The following is a 22,496-nucleotide window of genomic DNA, read 5'->3' as shown; positions in this document are numbered from 1 at the left end:
GCACCGACAGTGGGCGGTGACCGTGGCCGCCTGGCCGGAGGAGGGGCGGCCCACCCGGCCCGGTCACGTCACCACCGCCCCCAGGGCCACGAAGGCGCAGATCAGGACAAAGAGGAGGGCGAGGAGGGGTGCGACGAAGCGAAGGTAGGTGTCGTAGCCGACCTTGGCAAGGGAGACGCCGCCCATGATGACGGCGGTGGTGGGGACCCAGAGGTTCATCCAGCCGCTGGCGGCCTGCCAGGCGGTGACGACGACGGGGCGGGTGACGCCGGCGAAGTCGGCGAGCGGGGCCAGGATCGGCATGGCGAGGGTGGCGTGGCCGGAGGTGGAGGGGATCAGGAAGGCCAGCGGGAGGTTCACGATGAAGACGATGACGCCGAAGAGCGCCGCGGGGGTGCCCGCGACCACGCCCTCGATGGAGTGCAGCACGGTGTCGGTGACCTTGGCGTTGTTCATGATGACGGTGACACCGCGGGCGAGGACGATGACCAGCGCGGGTGCGATGAAGTCGGCGGCGCCCTGGACGAAGGTCGCGCTGAGCCGCTGCTCCCCCATCCGCGCCAGCATCCCCACCAGCACCGCGCCGACGAGGAACATCGCCGCCAACTGCGGGAACGACCAGTCGAGTTCCCAGGCGTAGGGGGGTGCGTCGGCGCGGCCGGTCACGGCACCGGCCCAGGGGATCACCGAGAAGATCATGAAGGTGAAGAGGACGGCGACGGCGATCAGGACCGTTTTGTGGAGGGCGGTGAGCGGGGGCGGTTCGGGGACGTCGGGGGCGGTCTGGGCGTGTTCGCGGTCGCCGGGGCGGAAGCCGCAGAGCGAGCGGCCGGGGTCGGCGCGGACCCGGCGGGCGTAGCGGATGACGTAGGCGATGGTGACGGCGGTGAGCACCAGCCACATCGCGACCCGCAGCGTGATGCCGTCGCCGAGCGAGATCTCGGCGGCCGAGGAGGCGACGCCGGTGGCGAACGGGTTGACGGTGGAGCACAGCACGCCGATGCCGGCGCCGAGGATGATCGTGCCGGTGGCCACCAGGCGGTCGAAGCCGAGCGCGAGCATCAGGGGGACGATCAGTCCGTAGAAGCCCAGGGTCTCCTCGGCGAAGCCCTCGACGGTGCCGAGGAGGGAGAAGACCGCCATGACGCCGGCGATGAGGAACGCGCCCCGGTCGCGGAGCCGGTGGGCGAGGCGGCCGATGCCGCGGTCCAGGGCGCCGGTGGCGAAGACGACGGTGATAAAGGCGCCGATGGCGAGGACGAAGAGGAAGACCCCGGCGCTCCCGTACAGTTCGCCGGTCAGGTCCGGGCCCACCAGGCCGGTGCGGGCGTCCTTGATCCCGTACAGGCCGTTGACCGGGGAGAGGAAGAGGTCGCCGAGCCGTTCGGGGAAGGTCCGGCCGGACGGGATGCGGTGGTAGGAGCCCTGGAGGGGGCGGCCGGCGGCGTTGCGGACGTAGGTGCCGGAGGGCAGCACGAACGCCAGCGCCCAGACGACGACCGTGACGAGGGCGAGGACGGTGAGGGCGCTGGGAAAGGTGAAGCGGCGCCGCTCCTCCCCGTCGGCGGTCATGCCACGCCTCCGGGGCGGTGCGCGGCGGCGAACTCGGCGAGGAAGAGGGGCTCGGCCAGAAGCGCCCCGCGGAGTTCGGAGAGCAGGACCCGTTCGTTGGGGCCGTGCAGGTTACAGAGGTCGTCCATCGGGCCGTCGACGGTGGCGGTCAGCTCTGCCGCCGTGGGCGACTTCGACGCGTGGGCTTCGTGGGGCACCGAGGGCCCCCTCTCTGTGGCGCCCGGCTGCGCGGACGCGCACGTTGAATACCTGTCACTTTTCCGCAGACCGCAGCATATCGGTGCATCTTGCCGATGGTCGGCCGCCGCAAACCCTGGTGGAATCGCACTACTATGGGCGTAGTAGCGGAGTTGTAAGGGCGGGTGGAGTGTTGGCGCGGCGGCGGGAGCAGGTGCTGGACGCGGCAGTCGAGGTACTGGGGACGGAGGGGGCGCGGCGCCTGACGTATCAGGCCGTGGACCGGGCCGCCGGGGTGCCGACGGGGACCACGTCCAACTACTTCCGCAGCCGGGCCGCGCTCGTCGGCGGCATCGTCGAGCATCTGACGGCGCTGGAGCGGCGGGAGTGGGAGGCGCTGGCGGCACGGCCGGCGCCGGCCGGGTCGACCGAACTGGCGGCGGCGATGGCGGCGTTCGCCCGGCACGCGGCGGGCCCGGGGCGGTCGCGTACTGCCGCGCGGTGGGCACTGCTGCTGGAGTCCGCGGCGCGCCCCGAGGTGCGGGCACCGCTCGGACGGGGGCGGCAGGCGGTGCTGGAGCGGAGCACGGAGTGGGTGCGCCGGCTGGGTTCCGGCGCACCGGAGCGGCACGGGCGGATCCTGGTCGACCACCTCGAAGGGGTGGTGATGCGCCAACTCGCCTTTCCGGACGGGGCGTTCGACCCCTCGGAGGAGATGCGGGCACTGGTGGACGGGCTGCTGGCCGACCCGGCGGTGCGCGGACGCACGGGCTGACCGCGGACGCCGCCCCGATCCCCGCACCGCACACCATGCATCGCGTGCCGCACACAGGTATCGCATGCCGCGCACCAGGTGCCGCACAGCGCGTATCGCGACCGGCCGTCACGGCCCAACTGGACGTCGAACAAGGCATGTTGGCGCTTCCGATGGCTAGGCGGCACTCCCGGAGTCTGGTAGGAAAGCTTCCTAACGATTGGGGAACCCCCCACGGCCACTCCGACACAGGAGGACTCCATGCGCTCCCGATCGATAGCCAGGGCCGCCGCCCGCGTCACGCTCGGCGTGGCGCTGCTCGCCGTCCCCGCGACCGCGGTCGCCGCCGCACCGGACGGCCGGGCGGCGGCCCCGTCCCCCACCGCACCCCGCACCGCACGCGCCGGCGTCGGGCTGGACGACCCGGCGAAGAAGGAGATCGCCATGCAGCTGGTGTCCAGCGCGGAGAACTCCTCGCTGGACTGGAAGGCCCAGTACACGTACATCGAGGACATCGGCGACGGCCGCGGCTACACCGGCGGCATCGTCGGCTTCACCTCCGGCACGCACGACATGCTGGAGCTCGTCGAGCTGTACACGAAGCGGGAGCCGGACAACGTCCTGGCCAAGTACCTCCCGGCGCTGCGCAAGGTGGACGGCAGCGACTCGCACGACGGGCTGGACCCGGACTACCCGAAGGACTGGCACACGGCCGCGCAGGACCCGGTCTTCCGCAAGGCGCAGGACGACGAGCGCGACCGGGTGTACTTCGATCCGGCGGTCGGGCAGGGGAAGGCCGACGGGGTCGGCGTACTGGGGCAGTTCGCGTACTACGACGCGCTCGTGATGCACGGCGACGGCGACGACCCGACGAGCTTCTCCCACATCCGCAGGCGGGCGCTGGCCACGGCGCAGCCGCCGGCTCAGGGGGGCGACGAGAAGACGTATCTGAACGCCTTCCTCGACGCCCGGGTGTGGGCGATGAAGCAGGAGCAGGCGCACAGCGACACCAGTCGGGTGGACACCGAGCAGCGGGTGTTCCTCGGGAACGGCAACCTGGACCTGCACACGCCGCTGAACTGGAAGGTGTACGGGGACAGCTACCACATCGGCTGAGCCCACGCTCCCGGACCCGGTACCGGCCCCTGGTCCCGGTCCTGGTCCCGATCCCGGTCCCGTTCCTGGTCGCCGGGAAGCCCAACGGCCCGTAGGGAGACGGCGGTTGCCGGTCCGTACGGGCCGTTGTCGGTGGGGCGGAACCTCAGTGGGTGGGCGAAGTGGCGGTCTCGCCGTCGTCCATGCGGCCGCGGTCGGGCTGCTGGGGTATTTCGGGGACGGCCGCCGGGTCGTCCGGATCGGCGGAGTGCGGGGCGGCGGCATGCGGGCCGTGGGGATCAGGGGCGTGCGGGTCCGCCCCGGCGGATGCGGTCTTCTTCCCGCCGAAGTGGTTGAAGGCGAGGTTGAGGACGATGGCGACCAGGCAGCCGGTGCTGATGCCGGAGTCCAGGACGACCAGCAGGTCCTTGGGGAAGTTGTGGTAGAACTCCGGCGCCGCGATCGGGATCAGGCCGATGCCGATCGACGCGGCGACGATCAGCGAGTTCTCGCCCTTCTCCATGGCGGCGGTGGCCAGCGTCTGGATGCCGCTGGCGGCGACCGAGCCGAAGAGGACGATGCCGGCGCCGCCGAGGACCGGCAGCGGCACCAGGGAGATGATCGAGGCGGCGACCGGACTCAGGCCGAGCACGAGCAGGATCGCCCCGCTGGTGGCCACCACGAAGCGGCTGCGGACCTTGGTCATCGCGACCAGCCCGATGTTCTGGGCGAAGGCGCTGTTGGCGAAGCCGTTGAAGAGCGGGCTGATCGCGGTGCCGAGGGTGTCGGCGCGCAGTCCGCCCTCGATGGTGCGCTCGTCCGCCGGGCGGCCCACGATCTTGCCGAGGGCGAGCATGTCGGCGGTGGACTCGGTCATACAGACCAGCATCACGATGCACATCGAGACGATGGCCGCGACGTCGAACTGCGGGGCGCCGAAGTGGAACGGCGTCGGGAAGCCGATCAGATGCGCCCTGGTCAGCACCGAGAAGTCGGTGAGGCCGGCCGGTATCGCGAGCAGCGTGCCGGCGACCAGGCCGAGCAGGATCGCGATCTGCTGGAGGAAGCCGCGCAGCACCCGGCGCAGCACCAGCACGATCAGGAAGGTGACCGCGGCCATCGCGATGTTCTTCAACGAGCCGTAGTCGGCGGCCTGTTCGTTGCCGCCCTGGGACCAGCGGAAGGCGACCGGGAGCAGCGAGATGCCGATCAGCGTGATGACGGTGCCGGTGACCACCGGCGGGAAGAAGCGGACGAGTCTGGAGAAGTAGGGGGCCAGCAGGAAGCCCAGCACGCCGGCGACGATGACCGCGCCGAAGACGATCGGCAGCGCGTCGTGCGGACTGTGCTCCTTGGCGATGGCGACCATGGGGGTGACGCCGGCGAAGGAGACGCCGTTGACGAAGGGGAGCTTGGCGCCGACCTTCCAGAAGCCGAGGGTCTGGAGCAGGGTGGCGATGCCCGCGGTGAAGAGGCTGGCACCCATCAGGAACGCGGTCTCGGTGGGGCTGAGCCCGCAGGCGGGCCCCACGATCATCGGCGGGGCCACCACACCCGCGTACATGGCGGCCACGTGCTGGAGGCCGCTGGTGAACATCTTGAAGGGCGGGAGGGTCTCGTCGACCGGATGCTTCCGGTCCTCCTCCGGCTTCTGCCCGGTAGTTGCGGCCACTGCGGGCCTCCTGTCGATTTCTGCTCCGCCGGGGGGAGTTGGCGGGCGAGGCTGTCACGGAGGGCGTGCGATGTGGTGCGGGTGGGCCGGACGTCGCGCTGGTGAGCGTGCGCATGGCCGCGCTTGTGGCGCGTGGGCGGGGTGTGGGGGCCACCGGCCCGGGGGTACGGAGCGTTCCGCACCCCCGGGTCACGGCGCTTGCGGACCCCGCTCGGGTCCGCAAGCCCGGCCGGGAGCCGTCCCTCCCGGCCGAGTCTTGGGGGTGTGCCGCGTCCGGGGGATCAGCCCTCGGCCGCGATACGGGCCAGACGCCGGGCCTCGGCCCGCGCGGAGCGGGCGATGGCGTCCTCGTCGATGTTGGTGAGGTGGTTGTCCTCGACCACCGGCTTGCCGTCGACCAGCGACAGCGTGACCGGGGCGGCCGGCCCGAAGACCAGGGCGGTGACCGGGTCGGCGATCGAGGAGTGGCCGAGCCCGTCCAGCTTCCACAGGACCAGGTCGGCGAGCTTGCCCGGCTCCAGGGAGCCGATCTCGCCGGTCCGGCCGAGGACCTGGGCGCCGCCGTAGGTGCCGAGTCGCAGTGCCTTGCGGGCGTCGAGGGCGGCTTCGCGGTGGGCGCCGAGGCGGTTGATGAGCAGCGCGTTGCGCAGCTCGGTGTGGAGTTCGCCGGACTCGTTGGAGGCGGTGCCGTCCACGCCGAGGCCGACCGGGACGCCGGCGGCCAGCATGTCCGGGACGCGGGCGATGCCGGCGGCCAGGCGGGCGTTGGAGGACGGGCAGTGCGCCACGCCGGTCTTCGTACGGGCGAAGGCGGCGATGTCGGAGTCGTTCATGTGGACGCAGTGCGCCATCCACACGTCCTCGCCGAGCCAGCCGGTGGACTCGAAGTAGTCGGTCGGGCCCATGCCGAACAGCTCGTGGCAGAACTTCTCCTCCTCCACGGTCTCCGAGCCGTGGGTGTGCATCCGGACGCCCTTGCGGCGGGCCAACGTGGCGCCCTCGCGGAGGAGTTCGGTGGAGATGGAGAACGGCGAGCAGGGGGCCGCGGCGATGTGCACCATCGAGCCGAAGGAGGAGTCGTGGTGCTTGTCGATGGCCTCCTCGGTGCCGAGCAGGGCGCCCTCGGTGGTCTCGACGGCGAAGTCCGGGGGCAGCCCGCCGTCCTTCTCGCTGCGGTCCATCGAGCCGCGGGCGAGGGTGATCCGGGCGCCGATGTCGGCGACCGCGGCGAGTTCGGCGCCGACGAGGTCCCCGGCGCCCCGGGGGAAGACGTAGTGGTGGTCGGAGGCGGTGGTGACGCCGCCCTTGACCATCATGCCGAGCGAGCCGTGGGTGGCCGCGGTGAGCATCTCCGCGTCGATCCGGGCCCAGGTCGGGTAGAGCGCGACCAGCCAGTTGAAGAGGTTGTGGTCGGTGGCCAGACCACGGGTGATCCACTGGTAGAAGTGGTGATGGGTGTTGATCAGGCCGGGGGTGACCAGGTGGCCGGTGGCGTCGATGCGCCGGACGACGTTCGCCAGGCCCTCCGGTGCCCTGCCGGCGCCGACGGACTCGATGACGTTGTCGGCGACGACGAGGTGGCCGCTCGCGTACTCGGTGTCGTCCGCGTCGACGGTCGCGATGGCGCAGTTCTCGATGACGATGCGCTGCTTCACCGCACTGTCAGGGGATGCCGGTGCAGGTGCCATGGTGCTTTCCTCGTTCTTTCAGTGGCGGTTGGGCACGGCATGGCCCTAGGGGATTTGAGTGCCGGAGCCGGGCGAGGCGGCTGACAGTACCGCTGCCCGCGGAGTGCTCCGGGTGCCGAGATGGTGGAAGAACAGGTTGAGCGCGACCGCGACCAGGGCTCCGGCGCTGATCCCGGAGCCGAGCACGGTCTGCGCCCAGGCGGGGAACCCGGCGTAGAAGGTCGGCGCGGCGAGCGGGATGATTCCCGCGCCGAGCGACACGGCCACCAGGATGATGTTGGAGCTGTCATCGAGTCCGGCTTCGGAGAGCGTACGGATGCCACTGACCGCGATCGATCCGAACAGGACGATACCCGCGCCGCCGAGGACCGGCATCGGTACGAGCGAGACCACGGCGCCCAGGACGGGGAAGGCACCGAGGATCAGCAGCACCGCGCCGGCCAGCGCGACGACATAGCGGCTGCGCACCCGGGTCAGCGAGACGACGCCGACGTTCTGCGCGAAGGCGCTGGTCGGGAAGGAGCCGAAGATCGGGCCGAGGAGGGTGGCGATGCCGTCGGTGCGCAGCCCGCGGGTGATGGTGGTGCTGGTGGTCCGCCGGTCGCAGATCTCGCCGAGGGCGAGCATCCCGGCCGACGACTCCGTCATCAGCACCAGCATCACGATGCACAGCGAGAGGATCGCGGCGGGCTGGAACTCCGGGGGCCCGAAGGCGAAGGGGGTGGGCAGCGCGGCGATCGGGGCCGAGCGCAGTCCGTCGAAGCCGGCCATGCCGAACGGGATCGCGGCGAGGGTGCCGACGACCAGGCCGATCAGCAGCGCGATCTGCTTGACGAATCCCTTGGCGAAGCGCTGGACGAGCAGCACCACGAGGAGGGTGAAGCCGGCCAGTGCGAGGTTCTTCATGGAGCCGAAGTCGGCGGCGTGTCTGTCGCCGCCCTGTGCCCAGCCGACGGGTACGGGCATCAGCGTGACCCCGATGAGGGTGATCACGACGCCGGTGACCAGCGGCGGGAAGAACCGCAGCAGCCTCCCGAAGAAGGGTCCGACCGCCAGGCAGAACACCCCGGCGCACATCACCGCCCCGTAGATGGCGGGGAGTTGGTGGCCCTTGGCGGTGGTCTCGGCGATGGCGAGCATCGGCGTGATGCCGGCGGAGCTGGCGGCGTTGACGAACGGGAGGCGGTTGCCGGCGAAGGTGCCGACGCCGAGCGTCTGCAGCAGGGTCGCGAGGCCGGCGATCAGCAGGCTGGCGGCGATGAGCCGGGTCCGGCCCGCGGTGTCCAGGCCGACGGCCTGGCCGACGATGAGCGGAGGGGTGACGACACCGGCGTACATCGCCGCGATGTGCTGGAGCGCGGCGGGGACGAGCCGCCTCACGGCCGGCTTCTCGTCCACCGGGTGGACCGGTGGGGCTGGGTGGTGCGGGGCTTGCTCTTGCTGTGCCATGGGTCGTTCCCCTCGGAGATCGCGTCCCCTCCCCGCTGCGGGGTGGGGAGGGGACGCGAGGCACGGCGTTCCGTCGAGCCGCTAGAGGTTCGTCAGATCCATCGGGATCCGGGCTTCGACGCCGTCGCGCAGAACAGTGGCTTCGATCAGGCCGTACGGGCGGTCCGCCGCGTAGTAGACGGCCCCCTCGGCGGTGTCGTTCTTGAGCCCGAAGGGCTCCAGGTCCACGAGGAAGTGGTGCTTGTTCGGCAGCGAGAACCGGATCTCGTCCACCTCGGACCTGTTGTTGATGATGCGCGAACCCATCTGGTACAGGGTCTGCTGGAGCGACAGGCTGTAGGTCTCCGCGAACGCCTGCAGCATGTGCTTCTTGACCTGCTCGTACGAACGCTCCCAGTTGGGCATCCGCTGGTCGTCGGAGGTCCAGTTGAAGCGCCAGCGGCTGGCCACCTGGGTGGCCAGGATGCGGTCGTACGCCTCCTTCAGGGTCGTGTACTTGTCCTTGATGTACCCCCAGAACTCCGAGTTGGTGGAGTTCATCACGATCAGGTCCTTCAGACCGGAGATGACCTGCCAGTTCTCACCGTCGTAGGTGATCTCGGTCAGGCGGACCTCCTGGCCCTTGCGGACGAAGGAGTGCTTGACCTCGTCGGCCCCGATGAAGCGGGAGTTGCCGTCCGAGGTCCCGATGCGCTCCCAGGCGTACTCCTCGATCCGGATCCGGGCCCGCTTGATCGGCTCCTGGCTGGTGACGAAGTGCCGGGCCAGGTGGATGCCGAACTGCTCGGCCGACTCGATCCCGTACTCCTTGGCGAAGGCGTACACGGTGTTCTTGGTCGTGTCGGTGGGCAGGCAGTTGGCGTTGGAGCCGGAGAGGTGGACCTCCTCCAGGTCGCCGGAGAGCGCGACCGAGACGTTGAGGTCCTTGATGTGGTGCGTGGTGCCGTCACGGGTGATCTTGACGACGCGGTTTTCCGCCTTGCCGTACTGGTTCTGGCCGAGAATCGTGGGCATGTCGGTGCTAGCTCCCTCGGTATACGGAGTAGCCGAACGGGTTGAGCAGCAGCGGTACGTGGTAGTGCTCGCCCGGCTTGACGGCAAAGGTGATTGCCACCTCCGGGAAGAAGGCTCCGCTGTCCCGTAGCGCGGGGGCGTCCTGCTGTTCCTCGGCTTGCTGGTTGACGCTGTGCTGGCTGGAAAGGCTGTGCTGTTCGGAAGGGCTGTGCTGTTGGGAAAAGAAGTACGCCTCGGTCTCGAACGCGATGCGTACGTGGGTGGTGCCCTCCGGCAGTGCCGGCAGGTCCTTGCAGCGTCCGTCGGCGTCGGTGCTGCCCGCGCCGTGGACGGTCCAGTCGCCGCTGCTGCCGGAGCGCACCGAGAGCGTGAGGGCGACGCCCCCGGCGGGGCGGCCCACGCTGGTGTCCAGGATGTGCGTGGACACCGACGTCGGTGCGGCCGTCTCGCTGCTCATGCTGGTTCTCCCTCTGCGATGCGGTTCAGGCGGATGCGGTTGATCTTGCCGAGCTCCACACGGACGATCTCGCGCTCCTGTTCCGGCGTGTTGTCGATCCGGTTACGGATCGCGTCACGCATCTGCTCCCCGGTACGGCCGGAGGCGCAGATCAGGAAGACGTGGCCGAACTTCTCCTGGTAGGACAGGTTGAGTTCGAGCATCTCCGTCCTGAGTTCGTCGGAGGCGCCGGCCATGCCGCTCTGCTCGCGGTTCGACGTGGCGTCGCCCGGCTTGGGCCGCCCTATGGGCGGGTGCCCGGCCATCGCCTCGGCCAGGTCGTCCGCGGTCAGCTCCGCCATGGCGGCGTCGCTGGCGGCGAAGAGGGCGTCGGCGGTGGCGTAGGGGCGCCGGGCGAGGATGCTGCTCCCCCAGGCCCGGCTGGCACACACCTCGTGCAGGGCGGCCTGGGCCTCACCGGCATCGGCGGTGTTGAACCGGGTAAGTCCTTGGGGCGTACTCGAAGACACGGGAAGCCTCCGTGGCCTGGTGCTGGACAGCTCTGGTTGGCTGGAAACAGCTAAGACCTCCGGCAACATCACGTCAACACTTTGTTGAAAAGTCGGCAACACAAAAGCTGCCATCCGGGGCCTCCGGACGGCGGCTGCGACCGTTGAGCATGGAGTTGCGCCCGGACGAGAGGTCCGCCCCGATTCGCCTCAGTCGGCGTCCTTCGCGGCGCTTTCCCTGTTCGGGCAGTTTGCTCACCACCACGTCCGTACCGTCCAGACATTCCACGAACCACCGCAAACATCCAGGTCAGAGACCTCCTACCCACCTCCTCACAGCCAATCCGTGAGAAATCCGTGAGTGAGACGACGAAGCGGGCCACGAGGGGGCTGGGCCAGCAGTCGATCAAATGCTTGGGCCGCCACCCGAAGGTGCTCGGGATCCACAGTGACATAGCCCCGCTCGATGAAGGCAGCGTTTGAGCTACCGGCCCACGCGGCAAGCACCGCGTCCGGCACCCCGCTGGTGGCCGGAAACGTCAGGGCGCTGTGGCGTGCGCCGCAGGGACGGACCTTGCGCACGCCGACCTCCCGCATGAGCCGGTACGCGTGGTAGCGAAGCCGCTCCGAGGCGAAGGGCCTCCCCCATCGGCCAGCGAGGACACAGCCGCCCCAGGGAAAATGGAGCCGTTGCACCCATAAGGAATGATCGAGCCAGGCACCCAGAGTCTGCCGAGCATGACCTCGGGCGGGCAGATCAAGGCACGAAGCGCTGCTTCCCGGACGACGAGGTGAAAGCGCCGTCCCGGCTCGTGGAGGGCTTGCCGGCGCTTCGTGCGAGCGCGGACGCCCTCGCCGATACCGGTATCCGGTGCGCGGTGCAGCAGCTCGCGAAGCATCCGGCTGCGACCAGTCGGCGGCGGGCTGGAGTGGGACGCGAGGCGTGAGGACATCCAGTCAGCGGATCTCACGGGCCGCCTTGCAGCCGGCCTTCGAGCACCATGCGCGAGCTTGGCTTGAGAGGGGAGGGGACGACACGAAGGCGACGGAGGCAGACGGCCTGGAGGAAGGCATCCCTGCCACCACGCTTCGGCCCGGCCACATCATGGCGCGGGAAGGAGCGTTCCTGGCGAAAGAGCAGCGGAGCGCCTCGCAGGAAGATGCGTACCGCCAACAGGCTCCGCGCTCTTGGGCGTTACGGCGCTTCTTACAGCACGGTGGACGGCGATGCTCCCGACCGGATCAGCCTTGAGGAGCCGGTCGCGTTGTGGAGTGGATCCCACTCTTCGCTGCGCCATCACCTGGCTCCGCGCGATCGAATGACCCGGGGCGCGATTCGTTGCCCGCGCGCCCACACAGCGCCCCTGAATGACCGTTTTTCTCCAACTGCGCCCCTCAGTAGCCCCTTACGGTGAAACGTCGGAAACATACATGATATTTACGGCGAGCAAGGCCGGCCCACCGGAAGCTTCCTGATGGACGTCCGTGCCCTCGCCGGTCCTCAGCCATGGTCACAACTCAGATCAGCACGGGATGAGCTCAAGACATCCCGCGAACTCTCTTGCCGGCAGGCCGGGTAGCAACGCTGCCTTGAGGCCGGCTTGTCGGCCAACCAGGTCTTTCACGGGGCGACTTCGTGTGCGGACCGGGAGGCGACGGCACGTCGGACTCAAGGGCGTCACCGTCTCGATCGGGATACCGACCCACGCCGGAACGTCGAGTCGCCGTGTCACAGAGAGGTGTCATCGATGTCCCTGATCTACGTCGCCGATCTACGGGGGAATGCGGTCTCGGTCATTGACCCGACGACCGACACGGTCGTCTCGACCATCCCGGTCGGCCGGTTCCCCGAAGGGGTCGCGGTCTCCCCGGACGGCGCCCACGCCTACGTCACCAACGATGCGGACAGCACCGTGTCGGTGATCGACACCGCAACGAACACCGTCACCGCCCTCATCCCGGTCGGCCGGTTCCCGAACCCCGTGGCCTTCGCCCCCAACGGCGCCCACGCCTACGTCGGCCGCTTCGTCAGCCCAGGCATCGGCGGCGTCGACGTCATCGACACGGCAACGAACACCGTCACCGCGACCGTCCAGGTCGGCAACCAGCCCTTCGGTATCGCCGTGACCCCCGACGGCACCCACGCCTACGTAGCGTGCTTCGTCGGCAGCAGCGTCTCGGTGATCGACACCGCCACGAACACCGTCACCGCCACCGTCCCAGTCGGAAACACCCCGTTCGGCCTCGCCGAGGCCACCGCCCCGCCGGCCGTCACCGCACTCGACCCCACCCACGGCCCGGAAGCAGGCGGCGGCACCATCACGATCAGCGGCACCCACCTGTCCGGCGCCCAAGCCGTCGACTTCGACGCGACCCCCGCCACCGACGTCACCGTCGTCAACGACTTCACGGTCACGGCCACGATCCCGGCGCACACCGACGGCACCGTCGACGTCACGGTGACCACGCCCGCCGGCACCAGCCCCACCGACCCCGCCGACCAGTACACCTACGACGAGCCCGCCCCGACCGTCACCGCCCTGAACCCGACGCACGGATTCGCCTCCGGCGGCACCAGCGTCACCATCATCGGCACCGACCTGCTCGGCGCCACCGCCGTCACCTTCGGCACCACCCCGGCCACGTCCTTCACCGTCAACGACGACACCTCGATCACCGCGACAGCCCCGGCCGGCACCGGCACCGTGGACGTCACCGTCACCACCCCCGCCGGCACCAGCGCCACCAGCCCCGCCGACCTCTACACCTACGACCCCGACACCACCAACCTCACCGCCCACCCGATCGTGGCCTCCGTCACCCCGCCCGGCCCGCCGGACATCTTCCTCGACCTCTCCGCCACACTGACCGACACCGTCACCGGACAACCCGTCCCAGGCCAGACGATCACCTTCACCGTCCTCACCCGCACCGTGTGCACCGCGGTCACCGACAGCACCGGCACCGCAACCTGCCACGGCCGAGTCGCCTTCGTGGAGGCAGTGCGCGCCCGGCAGTACACCGCCACCTTCGCCGGCACCCCCACCCTCGCCCCCGCCACCGACACCGCACCCCTCATCGTCATCCACCACTGACAACGAACCAACCGAACCTCACCATCCCGGCCGGCGCCGACCCCACCGGCCGGGGCAACAAATCAATTTGTACGTCATCAGCCTTCCGCAGAGAGCCACCGGCCGAAGGCGCAGATCCTGAAAATCACGCAGAGACGACAAGGGCTCGACGGAGCGAGATGGGCATACCGCGCCAAGAGCCTTGTCAGGTTCTGATGACTTGCAGAATGAAGAACCGAGACGGGCTGCAGGGAGACCAGGAAGGAGGTACAAGCCCCACCGCCCGCAAGACAGGGAGACCGCTTTTCGCGGTCTCCCATTTTGTGCGCGGCTACAGGCTCACCAAGCACCCCTCCCTTCCTTGACGGGGCATGCTGCCGCGGATTCCCTGCACGTCAAAGAACCCAGTCCATTCGGTCAGTCTGCGCATCCTCGACTCCGCCCCAGCATCACCCATCTGGCCTACATCTAGCTGCAGGACGCGGGGCTCTGTGGAGCACTGGACGCAGGGCCTTGCCCGAGGAATATGCGACGAGACGGGCTGCGGTCAGCGGTCGTCCGCTGGGTCCGGGGCCGTCAAATGAATGATCGAGACTCAAGCGAGAGGTGCTGCCATGGCAGAACAGCCGGCACCAGAAGAGCTAAACCTCCTCCATCTGGAAGCGGTCTCGCTGAAGCGATTCGCCTTCGTGGCCAAGGCGATCAGCGAGAACGGCCTCTGGGATGAGGTGCTAGCGCACCTCAAGGACAAAAGCTGCGACTCGATCGTGGTGAGCATTGAACCTGTGCGGTCCGTGCAAGCCATGCTGCGCGAGCGGAAGGCACTGGCGTCCGAGGGGGAGTCACCCGAAGCTGTCGAAGAAGACGGCGCAGGACAGCACCTCAACCAGTTCATGGAGAGCATCACCTGCGGTCCTAAACATCCACCTTGGCCTCCTGACCACTGGCCTCCCGGTCCGTGGGATCCACCGAAGAAGCGTCTGGAATAAGAGCGGTAACGCTACACGGCCTTTGCCACCCAGCCTCACAAAAGGAAGTGCTCGCAATGCCTCAGCATGGATTCGATCACGTCACCCCGACAACCAATACAGACGAGGATGCCCTCGACCGTGCGCTGGCCTCCGGACAGGCAGCCGCAGAAGAGCCCACCACGGCGGGCGCCAGTACGAGCCGAACCCGCCCCGGCGGAGGGCCAAAGGCTCAGGCGAAGACAAAGAGCACCGGCACGGCAGTCAGAAAAGAGCCGATTTAAGGCAAGGAGGCGTCATGTCGCTAACGTTCGCAAACCAGCACTACTCCTCCATATGGGCAATGGTCGAGTGGTATCGACCCAACTGCCCTGACGGGGGCGACTGGATCAAAAAAGGCTGGTGGAAAATCGACGCAGGGCAATCGGCTGTCGTCTACGGCGGCGATGTCCGTGAGGTGAATCAGTATTGGTACTGCTACGCCCACTCGATTGATGGGTACCAATGGCCGGGAACCGACGGTTTTCCGGAACTGGTGCCCATCAATGCCTTCGAGTGGTGTAACCAAGTGGCAGACACCACCTCACGGCAAGTCTTCATGGACCAGTTCAGCGTGGGGCTGCCGAACCACGTACACACCTTCCTGGGGCCCTGAGGGCCTGCTGCGGCCACACGGCCATGACCAAAAAGCCTGTGGGAAATTGTGGGACGGTCGGCTCCAGACGGGAGTCGACCGTCTGGTGATCAGCCTTCTGCCTGCGGGTTCGTATCCCGCTGGGCATTCTCCCGGTTCAGGTAGTTGTACACGGTGAAACGGCTGACACCGAGGGCGCCGGCGACGGTCTCCACCCCGTGCCGCACCGAGAAGGCGCCCCGGCTCTCCAGTATCCGCACCACCGACTGCTTGGTCTTCCGGTCCAGCTCGGCGAGCGGCATGCCGTGCCGGCGCTCCAGCTCGGCCAGGATGTGGTCGAGCGACTCCGACAGGTGCGGGAGCCGGACGGCGACCCGGTCCTGCCCCTCCCAGGCCAGCACGACGTCGTCGCCCCGGGCCTGCTCGGGCGCGACCATCCGGCCGCCCATGGCGTCCACCAGCGGCTTGACCGCCCGGACGAAGGGGTGGTCGGCGGGCTCGATCACGTCACGTCCCCCTCGCCCGTCGCCGCGCCGCCCTGCGGGCCGTCCGCGATCACGTTGACCTGGAGCGAGACCCGGGTCGCGCCGGCCTCCAGGGACTGCCGCAGCAGGGCGCCGACCGCGTTCAGCACCCGGTCCGCGTCGCCCTCCGCGGTGTTGCCGAAGGGCCCGACGTCGACGGCGTCCAGCTCGGCGCCGGTGACGATCTCCCGCGCCACCACGGCATGGGCCGGCGCCTCGTCCAGATCGAACGGTTCGGTCGTGAACTCAACTCTCAATCGCACGCGGTTCAACCTACGCGCGGTTGGCCCCGCCGACCAGAAATTGCCCAGGACCCCCCTTGACAGCTTCGCCACCCGCCCGGCAATGTTCCATTACGCAGAAACTAAGTTCCGCTATCCGGAAGGAGCGTCGGGCCCTATGGGTTTCACGGACACGCGCTTCAACGTCAATCTGTCGATCCTGTTCACCGAGCTTCCGTTGCTGGAGCGGCCGGCGGCCGCGCGGGCGGCGGGTTTCACGGCGGTGGAGCTGTGGTGGCCGTGGGTGGACGCCCCGACCCCGGAGCGGGCGGAGCTGGCGGCGCTGGCCGATGCCCTGCGCGATGCCGGTACGCAGTTGACCGGTCTGAACTTCTACGCCGGACAGCTGCCGGGGCCCGATCGTGGTGCGTTGTCGGTTCCGGGCGAGGAGTCGGAGCGCTTCCGTGCCAATGTGCCGGTGGCGATCGACTTCGCCGCCGCGCTGGGCTGTACGACGTTCAACGCCCTGTACGGCAATCGCGTCGAGCAGGCCACGCCGCAGGAGCAGGATGCGTTGGCGCTGGAGAACCTTGCGTTCGCGGCGCGGGCGGTGGGCGAGGTGGGCGGGACGTTGCTCATCGAGGCGCTCAACGCGCCGGAGTCGCCGGCCTGTCCGATCGTCTCGGCGCCCAAGGCGGTCGAGGTGGTCGATGCGGTCAACGCCGCCACCGGGTTGGACAACGCCCGATTCCTGATGGATCTGTACCACCTGGCGATGAACGGCGAGGACCTGGTGGAGGTCATCGACCGCTACACCGCAAGGACCGGCCATGTGCAGATCGCCGACAACCCGGGCCGAGGTGCTCCGGGGACGGGCTCCCTCCCCCTGGAGGAACTGCTGGGCCGGCTGCGCAAGGCCGGCTACGAGGGGTGGGTGGGTCTGGAGTACAAGCCGGGCGAGCGCCCCAGCGCCGAGTCCTTCGGCTGGCTCCCCCCGGCCCTGCGCGCGGCCCGCTGAACCCGGCGCTCGCGTCGCCTGCCGCCCTCCCCCTTTACGTTTGCGTGTGAAAGAGGCTTTTCGATGAGCAGTCTTCCCAAGATCGCCTGGATCGGGTTGGGCATCATGGGTTCGCCCATGTCCGAGAACCTGATCAAGGCCGGTTACGACGTGACCGGCTACACCCTGGAGGCCGACAAGCTCCAGCGGCTGGCGGCCGCCGGTGGCACCGCGGCCACCTCGATCGCCCAGGCCGTGCGCGAGGCCGACGTGATCATCACGATGGTCCCGGCCTCCCCGCAGGTCGAGGCCATCGCCTACGGCCCCGACGGGATCGTCGCGAACGCCAAGCGCGGCGCGCTGCTGATCGACATGTCCTCGATCACCCCGCAGACCTCCATCGACCTGGCCACGAACGCCGCCGAGAAGGGCATCCGGGTGCTGGACGCCCCGGTCTCCGGCGGCGAGGCCGGCGCCATCGAAGCCGTCCTGTCGATCATGGTCGGCGGCAACCGCGACGACTTCGACGCCGCCACCCCGATCCTCCAGGCCCTGGGCAAGACCATCGTGCTGTGCGGGCCGCACGGCTCGGGCCAGACCGTCAAGGCCGCCAACCAGCTCATCGTCGCCGTCAACATCCAAGCCTGCGCCGAGGCCGTGGTCTTCCTGGAGAAGTCCGGCGTCGACCTGCCCGCCGCCCTCGACGTCCTGGGCGGCGGCCTGGCCGGCTCCACCGTGCTGGCACGCAAGACCGGCAACTTCATCAACCGCGACTTCAAACCCGGCTTCCGCATCGACCTGCACCACAAGGACATGGGCATCGTCACCGACGCCGCCCGCACCGTCGGCGCCGCCCTGCCCGTCGGCTCCGTCGTCGCCAACCTCGTCGCCTCCCTACGCGCCCAGGGCGACGGCAACCTCGACCACTCCGCCCTCCTCCGCGGCGTCGAACGCCTCTCCGGATACGACCTCAAGAGCTGAGACCCGGATCATGGGGGCACGTCGGATTCCCGCCGTACAGGCGGCCGTTGAGATCATGAAGGACGAGGGCGCCGACACCGTCTTCGGCTGCCCCGGCGCCGCGCTGCTGCCGCTCTACGCGGCGATGGAGCGGGCCGGCGGCATCGCCCATCTGTCCGCGGGCCACGCCGAGGGCGCCGCGCACATGGCCGACGGCTGGGCCCGGACGACCGGGCGGGCCGGCGTGGCCGCGGTGGCCGGCGGCCCCGGGGCGGTCCGGCTGCTGAGCGGCCTGTACGCGGCGCAGCAGGACGCGGTCCCGCTGGTGTGCGTCACCGGCCGGGCGGCGTCCGTGCCGCCCGCCCCCGCCGTACCGCTGCGGCACGCGGGCCACCGCCCGCCGGATCTGGTCCGGCTGGCCGGTGCGCTCACCAAGCGTGCCGAGCGGATCGAGGATCCCGCGCGGATCCCGGGCGCCTTCCGCGAGGCGTTCCGGATCGCGCGGGCGGGCCGGCCCGGGCCCGTGCTGATCGACGTTCCGGCCGATCTGGCCGCGGCGGAGATCGTGTGCGGTCCGGGGCCGGTGGCCCCTTCCGCTCCCGGCGCCGGACCGGCACTGGTGGACGGCGACCGGTCCCCGGCGCCGGGAGCGGTGGTACCCCTGGCCGTACCCGCGGACCGGGTGGCCTCCGGGGTGCACCGGGCCCTGGTGGAGCTCGCCGAGGTCTTCGGTGGACGGTCGCCGGCGGACACCCATGTCGTCAGCGGACTGCCGGAGGTGTGCGCCGGCGGCGCCGGCACCGGGCGCCGCCACCGGGTGCCGCGCCGGAACGGCCCGCCGGGCTGGGAGGTGCCGACCGCGATCGGGGTCCGCAAGGCGCTGGACTCCCGGGGCGAGCGGGCGGCGGAGGTCGTGGTGGTCGTCGACGGCCGCGGCTTCCCGCTGACCGCCGGGGAGTTGGCCGCGGCGGCACAGTACGAAGTGCCGTTCGTGGTGGTGCTGCTCGGCGGCCCCGAGGACGCCGACCCGTTCACGGACCCGGTGAAGCTCGCCGAGGCGTACGGCTGCACGGGCCGCGACGTGCTCGATCCGGCGGAGCTCCGGTCGGCGGTCGAGTGGGCCCGCAAGGAGGCCGTCTCCACCCGGCGGCCGGTCCTGGTGGAGGTCCGCACCGAGCGCGCGGCGGACGCCCGCGGCGGGCTGCCGGCGGGCCTCGCGCAGGGCCGTGCGTACGGGACCTGAAAGCCCCCCGCGGAGGGGCTTCCCGGGCCCGTCGAACCAAGCTTCCGGGCGGTGGTCGCGCTGACACCTGTCCTGTCGCGCCCAGGCGCGGCCGCCGCCCGGAATACCCGCCCCTCAGCAACACAGATTGTTTCAACAAACTGTTGACGTTTGGTCGGAGCGCTTTCTACGCTCCGACATGCGGAAGCCAACTTCCGCGCTCTCGTACGGAAGGTCACCATGTCGAAGCCCACGCTGACGACCGAGTCCGGCGCCCCGGTCGCCGACAACCAGAACTCTTCGACCGCCGGCGTCGGCGGCCCGATCATTCTCCAGGACCAGCACCTGCTGGAGAAGCTCGCGCGCTTCAACCGCGAGCGCATCCCGGAGCGGGTCGTGCACGCCCGTGGCTCCGGTGCGTACGGCTACTTCGAGGTGACCGACGACGTCACCGCCTTCACCCGGGCCGGCTTCCTCGGCACCGTCGGCAAGCGGACGGAGCTGTTCATCCGCTTCTCGACCGTGGCCGACAACCTCGGTGGCGCGGACGCCGTGCGGGACCCGCGCGGTTTCGCGGTGAAGTTCTACACCGAGGAGGGCAACTACGACCTCGTCGGCAACAACACCCCGGTGTTCTTCATCAAGGACCCGATCAAGTTCCCCGACTTCATCCACTCGCAGAAGCGCGACCCGTTCACCGGCAAGCAGGAGCCGGACAACGTCTGGGACTTCTGGGCGCACGCCCCCGAGGCCACCCACCAGGTCACCTGGCTGATGGGCGACCGCGGCATCCCGGCGTCGTACCGGCACATGAACGGCTACGGCTCCCACACCTACCAGTGGACCAACGCCGAGGGCGAGTCCTTCTTCGTCAAGTACCACTTCAAGACGAACCAGGGCATCCGCAGCCTCTCCGCCGAGCAGGCCGCGGAGCTGGTGGGCAGGGACGCCAACAGCCACCAGACCGACCTGCTGCAGTCCATCGAGCGCGGCGTGTACCCCTCCTGGACCCTGTACGTGCAGGTCATGCCGGCAGCCGAGGCGGCGAACTACCGCTTCAACCCGTTCGACCTGACCAAGGTGTGGCCGCACTCGGACTACCCGCTCCAGCGGGTCGGCCGGATGGTCCTGGACCGCAACCCCGACAACGTCTTCGCCGAGGTCGAGCAGTCCGCGTTCTCGCCCAACAACTTCGTGCCCGGCATCGGCCCGTCCCCGGACAAGATGCTGCAGGGCCGGCTGTTCGCCTACGCCGACGCGCACCGCTACCGCCTGGGCGTCAACCACACCCAGCTCGCGGTCAACGCCCCCAAGGCGACCGAGGCCAACAACTACGGCCGGGACGGCCTGATGGCGACCAACGCCTACGACCGCCGCGCCAAGAACTACGAGCCGAACTCCTACGACGGCCCGGTCCAGACCGACCGGCCGCTCTCCGCGCCGCTGGCCGTCTCCGGATACGTGGGCACCCACGAGGCCCCGGCGCACACCAAGGACGACGACTTCTTCCAGGCCGGTGAGCTGTACCGCCTGATGTCCGAGGACGAGAAGAAGCGCCTGGTGGAGAACATCGCCGGCGGTCTCTCCCAGGTCGGCCGGGACGACGTGATCGAGAAGAACCTCGCGCACTTCCACGCCGCCGACCCGGACTACGGCAAGCGCGTCGAGGCGCGCGTCCGCGAGCTGCGCGAGGACTGACGGGAGGTCGACATCCTTGCGCTCCCGTACCGGCCGGCCCGTTGAGGGGTGGTCGGCCGGTACGGGGAGGTAGCGCGGAGCTCCGCGGAACCCGGGGAGATTCCAGTGCGGTGGCAGGCCCGCCCGTCAAGGAGGGCGGGCCGCCTCCCCGCCGCGGAGCCCGCCTGCTGCCCCATGAGAACCACCCCTCTCCCCTGCTCCGTCCGGCGGTGCGATGTCCCGTCGCGCCCATCTCTCGCACTGTCGGGCGGGACCCACTCACAGGGCCCGGTACGCGTACGGTCACGCGTGCCGGGCCCTGTGCCGTGCCCGCGCTCCCCCGTGCCCCCTTGCGACCGGCGGCTCTCGGCGCATTCCCGCCCCGGACGGGCGCTTTTGGAGGGACCATGGACGCCCAGCAGAGCCGACCGACCGCCTGCCCGACCTGCCCGGAGCCGACCATGGCCGACAGCGTGCCGGTGCGGTGCCCCACGTGCCGCCGCGAGAACGCCTTCACCCCGCCGACCTTCCCCTGCGCCTGCGGTGCCCCGCTGACCCTTCCGGTGCTGCGCGGCGGGATGCCGGTCGAAATACTGCACCGCACCTGGGAAGCGTCCTGGGTGGAGGTCCGGTGTGAGGTGTGCGGACGGCAGGACGCCTGGCCGGCGCCGGAGAGCGGCTGCGCCTGCGGCACCGTCGTCCGGGTGCCGGTCGACCCGCCGCCCGTGGTGCCGGCCGCGCCTGGACCGCCCACCGGGCCGCTCCCCTCCTCCGCTGCCGCCCGTCCGGGGCCCGGTCCGGACGCCGAACCACCGGCGCAGCGGCCGGTGTTCCGCCCGGTGACGATCCGGACCGCGCGGGACTGCGTCACCGCGGCCGCGCAGTACCTGAAGTGGCTGGGCTTCCCCGACGTGGCCCGGTCCCAGGAGCGGACCGCCGCCGGCGTGGACCTGCGCGGCACCGGCCTGGTGGCCCAGGTCGATCCGACGACCCGGGCCACCACCCTCCGCGACATCGAGTGCCTCTGGCTCAACGGCCTGGCCGACTCCGCGATCGCGGTCTTCTTCTCGCTGGCCGGCTACGCCCGCGACGCCCGGTCGCGCGCCGACGAGCTGCACGTCCCGCTGTTCGTCATGGACCTCACCGGCACCCCGCAGCCGGTCAACGACGCGGCCGACGAGCTGATCGGCGAGGGGGACCGCCCGACCGGCTGAGCCCACCGCCCCACCGGCCGGCCCCGGCGCCGGAAACCCTCCCCCATCGCCGTGAGGGCAGGGGAGGTACCCCCATGCCCCGAGCATCCCGGGCGGCGATACTGGGCGCATGCTCATCCGCGTCCCGGACCCCGCCGACCTGACCGCCCTGCGCGCCCTCGAACGCGCCGCCGGAGAGCCGTTCCGGGCCCTCGGCATGGCGCCGATCGCGGACGACGAGCCGCCGCCGGCCGAGCTGTTGGCCGAGTACCGGCGGGTGGGCCGGGCCCTCGCCGCCTACGACACCGGGCGCCCGGGCGAGCCGCCCCGCGGCTACCTCCTGTGGGACCGGGTCGACGGCTGCGCCCACGTCGAGCAGGTCTCGGTCCACCCGGAGCGGGCCCGGCGCGGCATCGGCCGGGCGCTGATCGACCGCGCCGAGCAGGAGAGCGGGCTGCCGGCGCTGACCCTGACCACCTTCGCCGAAGTGCCGTGGAACGCCCCGTACTACGCCCGGCTCGGCTTCCGCCGGCTGGCCGTGGACGAACTGACGCCGGGCCTGCGGGCGATCCGCGCGCACGAGGCGGAGCTGGGACTGGACCGCTGGCCCCGGGTCTGCATGCGCCGGGAGGCGGCGGCACGCACCTGATATGACGCTCC

The 22,496-nt window shown here is 70.2% G+C and carries 22 protein-coding genes; 11 read left to right on the top strand and 11 right to left on the bottom strand.

The window, feature by feature from the left end:
• Positions 1 to 63: 63 nt before the first annotated feature.
• On the bottom strand, positions 64 to 1,572 hold the full coding sequence (locus tag K2224_RS36335) for a YfcC family protein (protein WP_221911364.1): 1,509 nt from the start codon (positions 1,570 to 1,572) through the stop codon (positions 64 to 66).
• On the bottom strand, positions 1,569 to 1,769 hold the full coding sequence (locus K2224_RS36330) for a hypothetical protein (protein WP_221911363.1): 201 nt from the start codon (positions 1,767 to 1,769) through the stop codon (positions 1,569 to 1,571). The genes K2224_RS36335 and K2224_RS36330 overlap by 4 nt, the downstream gene beginning before the upstream one ends.
• Positions 1,770 to 1,939: 170 nt before the next feature.
• Between K2224_RS36330 and K2224_RS36325 the strand changes: the two genes are divergently transcribed.
• Entirely contained in the window at positions 1,940 to 2,524 is a 585-nt protein-coding gene (locus K2224_RS36325; RefSeq protein WP_313904824.1) for a TetR family transcriptional regulator, read from the top strand.
• Between the two features lie 240 nt (positions 2,525 to 2,764).
• The gene (locus tag K2224_RS36320; RefSeq protein WP_221911362.1) at positions 2,765 to 3,619 is read left to right on the top strand and encodes a chitosanase; all 855 of its coding nucleotides are present in this window, start codon (positions 2,765 to 2,767) and stop codon (positions 3,617 to 3,619) included.
• Positions 3,620 to 3,764: 145 nt separating this feature from the next.
• On the opposite strand, the gene K2224_RS36315 is transcribed toward K2224_RS36320, so the two are convergent.
• The 7 genes from K2224_RS36315 to K2224_RS36285 all read right to left on the bottom strand — a co-directional run bounded on the left by K2224_RS36315 (position 3,765) and on the right by K2224_RS36285 (position 11,265).
• The gene (locus K2224_RS36315; RefSeq protein WP_221911361.1) at positions 3,765 to 5,270 is read right to left on the bottom strand and encodes a nucleobase:cation symporter-2 family protein; all 1,506 of its coding nucleotides are present in this window, start codon (positions 5,268 to 5,270) and stop codon (positions 3,765 to 3,767) included.
• Positions 5,271 to 5,551: 281 nt separating this feature from the next.
• On the bottom strand, positions 5,552 to 6,958 hold the full coding sequence (locus tag K2224_RS36310; RefSeq protein ID WP_221911360.1) for an 8-oxoguanine deaminase: 1,407 nt from the start codon (positions 6,956 to 6,958) through the stop codon (positions 5,552 to 5,554).
• Positions 6,959 to 7,003: 45 nt separating this feature from the next.
• Complete coding sequence (locus tag K2224_RS36305) at positions 7,004 to 8,407, bottom strand: nucleobase:cation symporter-2 family protein (RefSeq protein ID WP_221911359.1); 1,404 nt, start codon at positions 8,405 to 8,407, stop codon at positions 7,004 to 7,006.
• An 81-nt stretch (positions 8,408 to 8,488) separates the two neighbouring features.
• Positions 8,489 to 9,421, bottom strand: coding sequence for a factor-independent urate hydroxylase (gene pucL, locus K2224_RS36300; protein ID WP_221911358.1), 933 nt, complete (start codon positions 9,419 to 9,421; stop codon positions 8,489 to 8,491).
• Positions 9,422 to 9,428: 7 nt separating this feature from the next.
• Positions 9,429 to 9,878, bottom strand: a complete 450-nt coding sequence (locus K2224_RS36295; protein WP_221911357.1) for a hydroxyisourate hydrolase — start codon at positions 9,876 to 9,878, stop codon at positions 9,429 to 9,431.
• Positions 9,875 to 10,387: a 2-oxo-4-hydroxy-4-carboxy-5-ureidoimidazoline decarboxylase gene (uraD, locus tag K2224_RS36290; RefSeq protein ID WP_221911356.1), complete on the bottom strand. Its 513-nt coding sequence runs from the start codon at positions 10,385 to 10,387 to the stop codon at positions 9,875 to 9,877. Before uraD ends, K2224_RS36295 begins: the two co-directional genes overlap by 4 nt.
• A 518-nt stretch (positions 10,388 to 10,905) precedes the next feature.
• Positions 10,906 to 11,265, bottom strand: coding sequence for a DUF5753 domain-containing protein (locus K2224_RS36285; protein ID WP_260693687.1), 360 nt, complete (start codon positions 11,263 to 11,265; stop codon positions 10,906 to 10,908).
• 849 nt (positions 11,266 to 12,114) lie between these two features.
• Between K2224_RS36285 and K2224_RS36280 the strand changes: the two genes are divergently transcribed.
• The 3 genes from K2224_RS36280 to K2224_RS36270 all read left to right on the top strand — a co-directional run bounded on the left by K2224_RS36280 (position 12,115) and on the right by K2224_RS36270 (position 15,063).
• On the top strand, positions 12,115 to 13,461 hold the full coding sequence (locus tag K2224_RS36280) for an IPT/TIG domain-containing protein (RefSeq protein ID WP_221911354.1): 1,347 nt from the start codon (positions 12,115 to 12,117) through the stop codon (positions 13,459 to 13,461).
• Between the two features lie 593 nt (positions 13,462 to 14,054).
• The gene (locus tag K2224_RS36275; RefSeq protein ID WP_221911353.1) at positions 14,055 to 14,429 is read left to right on the top strand and encodes a hypothetical protein; all 375 of its coding nucleotides are present in this window, start codon (positions 14,055 to 14,057) and stop codon (positions 14,427 to 14,429) included.
• A 277-nt stretch (positions 14,430 to 14,706) separates the two neighbouring features.
• Positions 14,707 to 15,063, top strand: coding sequence for a DUF1036 domain-containing protein (locus K2224_RS36270; protein ID WP_221911352.1), 357 nt, complete (start codon positions 14,707 to 14,709; stop codon positions 15,061 to 15,063).
• Positions 15,064 to 15,152: 89 nt separating this feature from the next.
• Here the strand turns inward: K2224_RS36270 and K2224_RS36265 are convergent, their stop codons facing one another.
• Positions 15,153 to 15,548, bottom strand: coding sequence for a helix-turn-helix domain-containing protein (locus tag K2224_RS36265; protein WP_221911351.1), 396 nt, complete (start codon positions 15,546 to 15,548; stop codon positions 15,153 to 15,155).
• Positions 15,545 to 15,829: a hypothetical protein gene (locus K2224_RS36260; protein ID WP_221911350.1), complete on the bottom strand. Its 285-nt coding sequence runs from the start codon at positions 15,827 to 15,829 to the stop codon at positions 15,545 to 15,547. Before K2224_RS36260 ends, K2224_RS36265 begins: the two co-directional genes overlap by 4 nt.
• A gap of 136 nt (positions 15,830 to 15,965) precedes the next feature.
• Between K2224_RS36260 and K2224_RS36255 the strand changes: the two genes are divergently transcribed.
• The 6 genes from K2224_RS36255 (at position 15,966) to K2224_RS36230 (ending at position 22,485) form a co-directional block, all read left to right on the top strand.
• Entirely contained in the window at positions 15,966 to 16,805 is an 840-nt protein-coding gene (locus K2224_RS36255; RefSeq protein ID WP_221911349.1) for a TIM barrel protein, read from the top strand.
• A 63-nt stretch (positions 16,806 to 16,868) separates the two neighbouring features.
• Positions 16,869 to 17,765 (top strand): 2-hydroxy-3-oxopropionate reductase, encoded by an 897-nt coding sequence (locus K2224_RS36250; RefSeq protein ID WP_221911348.1) that lies wholly within the window; start codon positions 16,869 to 16,871, stop codon positions 17,763 to 17,765.
• A 10-nt stretch (positions 17,766 to 17,775) separates the two neighbouring features.
• Positions 17,776 to 18,987: a thiamine pyrophosphate-binding protein gene (locus tag K2224_RS36245; protein ID WP_221911347.1), complete on the top strand. Its 1,212-nt coding sequence runs from the start codon at positions 17,776 to 17,778 to the stop codon at positions 18,985 to 18,987.
• Positions 18,988 to 19,206: 219 nt separating this feature from the next.
• Positions 19,207 to 20,664 (top strand): catalase, encoded by a 1,458-nt coding sequence (locus K2224_RS36240; RefSeq protein WP_221911346.1) that lies wholly within the window; start codon positions 19,207 to 19,209, stop codon positions 20,662 to 20,664.
• 440 nt (positions 20,665 to 21,104) lie between these two features.
• Positions 21,105 to 21,857: a hypothetical protein gene (locus K2224_RS36235; protein ID WP_221912173.1), complete on the top strand. Its 753-nt coding sequence runs from the start codon at positions 21,105 to 21,107 to the stop codon at positions 21,855 to 21,857.
• A gap of 109 nt (positions 21,858 to 21,966) precedes the next feature.
• A complete protein-coding gene (locus K2224_RS36230) occupies positions 21,967 to 22,485 on the top strand; it encodes a GNAT family N-acetyltransferase (RefSeq protein WP_221911345.1) in 519 nt (172 codons plus the stop codon).
• Positions 22,486 to 22,496 lie beyond the last annotated feature (11 nt).

Source organism: Streptomyces sp. BHT-5-2, from assembly GCF_019774615.1.
Taxonomy (GTDB): domain Bacteria; phylum Actinomycetota; class Actinomycetes; order Streptomycetales; family Streptomycetaceae; genus Streptomyces.
This window is presented reverse-complemented; position numbering and strand designations above follow the sequence as displayed.

Coding starts and splice junctions, on each gene's coding strand:
- K2224_RS36280 (WP_221911354.1), top strand. CDS start 12,115: ATGTCCCTGATCTACGTCGCCGATCTACGGGGGAATGCGGTCTCGGTC.
- K2224_RS36310 (WP_221911360.1), bottom strand. CDS start 6,958: ATGGCACCTGCACCGGCATCCCCTGACAGTGCGGTGAAGCAGCGCATC.
- K2224_RS36240 (WP_221911346.1), top strand. CDS start 19,207: ATGTCGAAGCCCACGCTGACGACCGAGTCCGGCGCCCCGGTCGCCGAC.
- K2224_RS36320 (WP_221911362.1), top strand. CDS start 2,765: ATGCGCTCCCGATCGATAGCCAGGGCCGCCGCCCGCGTCACGCTCGGC.
- K2224_RS36230 (WP_221911345.1), top strand. CDS start 21,967: ATGCTCATCCGCGTCCCGGACCCCGCCGACCTGACCGCCCTGCGCGCC.
- pucL (WP_221911358.1), bottom strand. CDS start 9,421: ATGCCCACGATTCTCGGCCAGAACCAGTACGGCAAGGCGGAAAACCGC.
- K2224_RS36235 (WP_221912173.1), top strand. CDS start 21,105: ATGGCCGACAGCGTGCCGGTGCGGTGCCCCACGTGCCGCCGCGAGAAC.
- K2224_RS36335 (WP_221911364.1), bottom strand. CDS start 1,572: ATGACCGCCGACGGGGAGGAGCGGCGCCGCTTCACCTTTCCCAGCGCC.
- K2224_RS36250 (WP_221911348.1), top strand. CDS start 16,869: ATGAGCAGTCTTCCCAAGATCGCCTGGATCGGGTTGGGCATCATGGGT.
- K2224_RS36295 (WP_221911357.1), bottom strand. CDS start 9,878: ATGAGCAGCGAGACGGCCGCACCGACGTCGGTGTCCACGCACATCCTG.
- K2224_RS36255 (WP_221911349.1), top strand. CDS start 15,966: ATGGGTTTCACGGACACGCGCTTCAACGTCAATCTGTCGATCCTGTTC.
- K2224_RS36275 (WP_221911353.1), top strand. CDS start 14,055: ATGGCAGAACAGCCGGCACCAGAAGAGCTAAACCTCCTCCATCTGGAA.
- K2224_RS36245 (WP_221911347.1), top strand. CDS start 17,776: ATGGGGGCACGTCGGATTCCCGCCGTACAGGCGGCCGTTGAGATCATG.
- K2224_RS36285 (WP_260693687.1), bottom strand. CDS start 11,265: ATGCTTCGCGAGCTGCTGCACCGCGCACCGGATACCGGTATCGGCGAG.
- K2224_RS36270 (WP_221911352.1), top strand. CDS start 14,707: ATGTCGCTAACGTTCGCAAACCAGCACTACTCCTCCATATGGGCAATG.
- K2224_RS36305 (WP_221911359.1), bottom strand. CDS start 8,407: ATGGCACAGCAAGAGCAAGCCCCGCACCACCCAGCCCCACCGGTCCAC.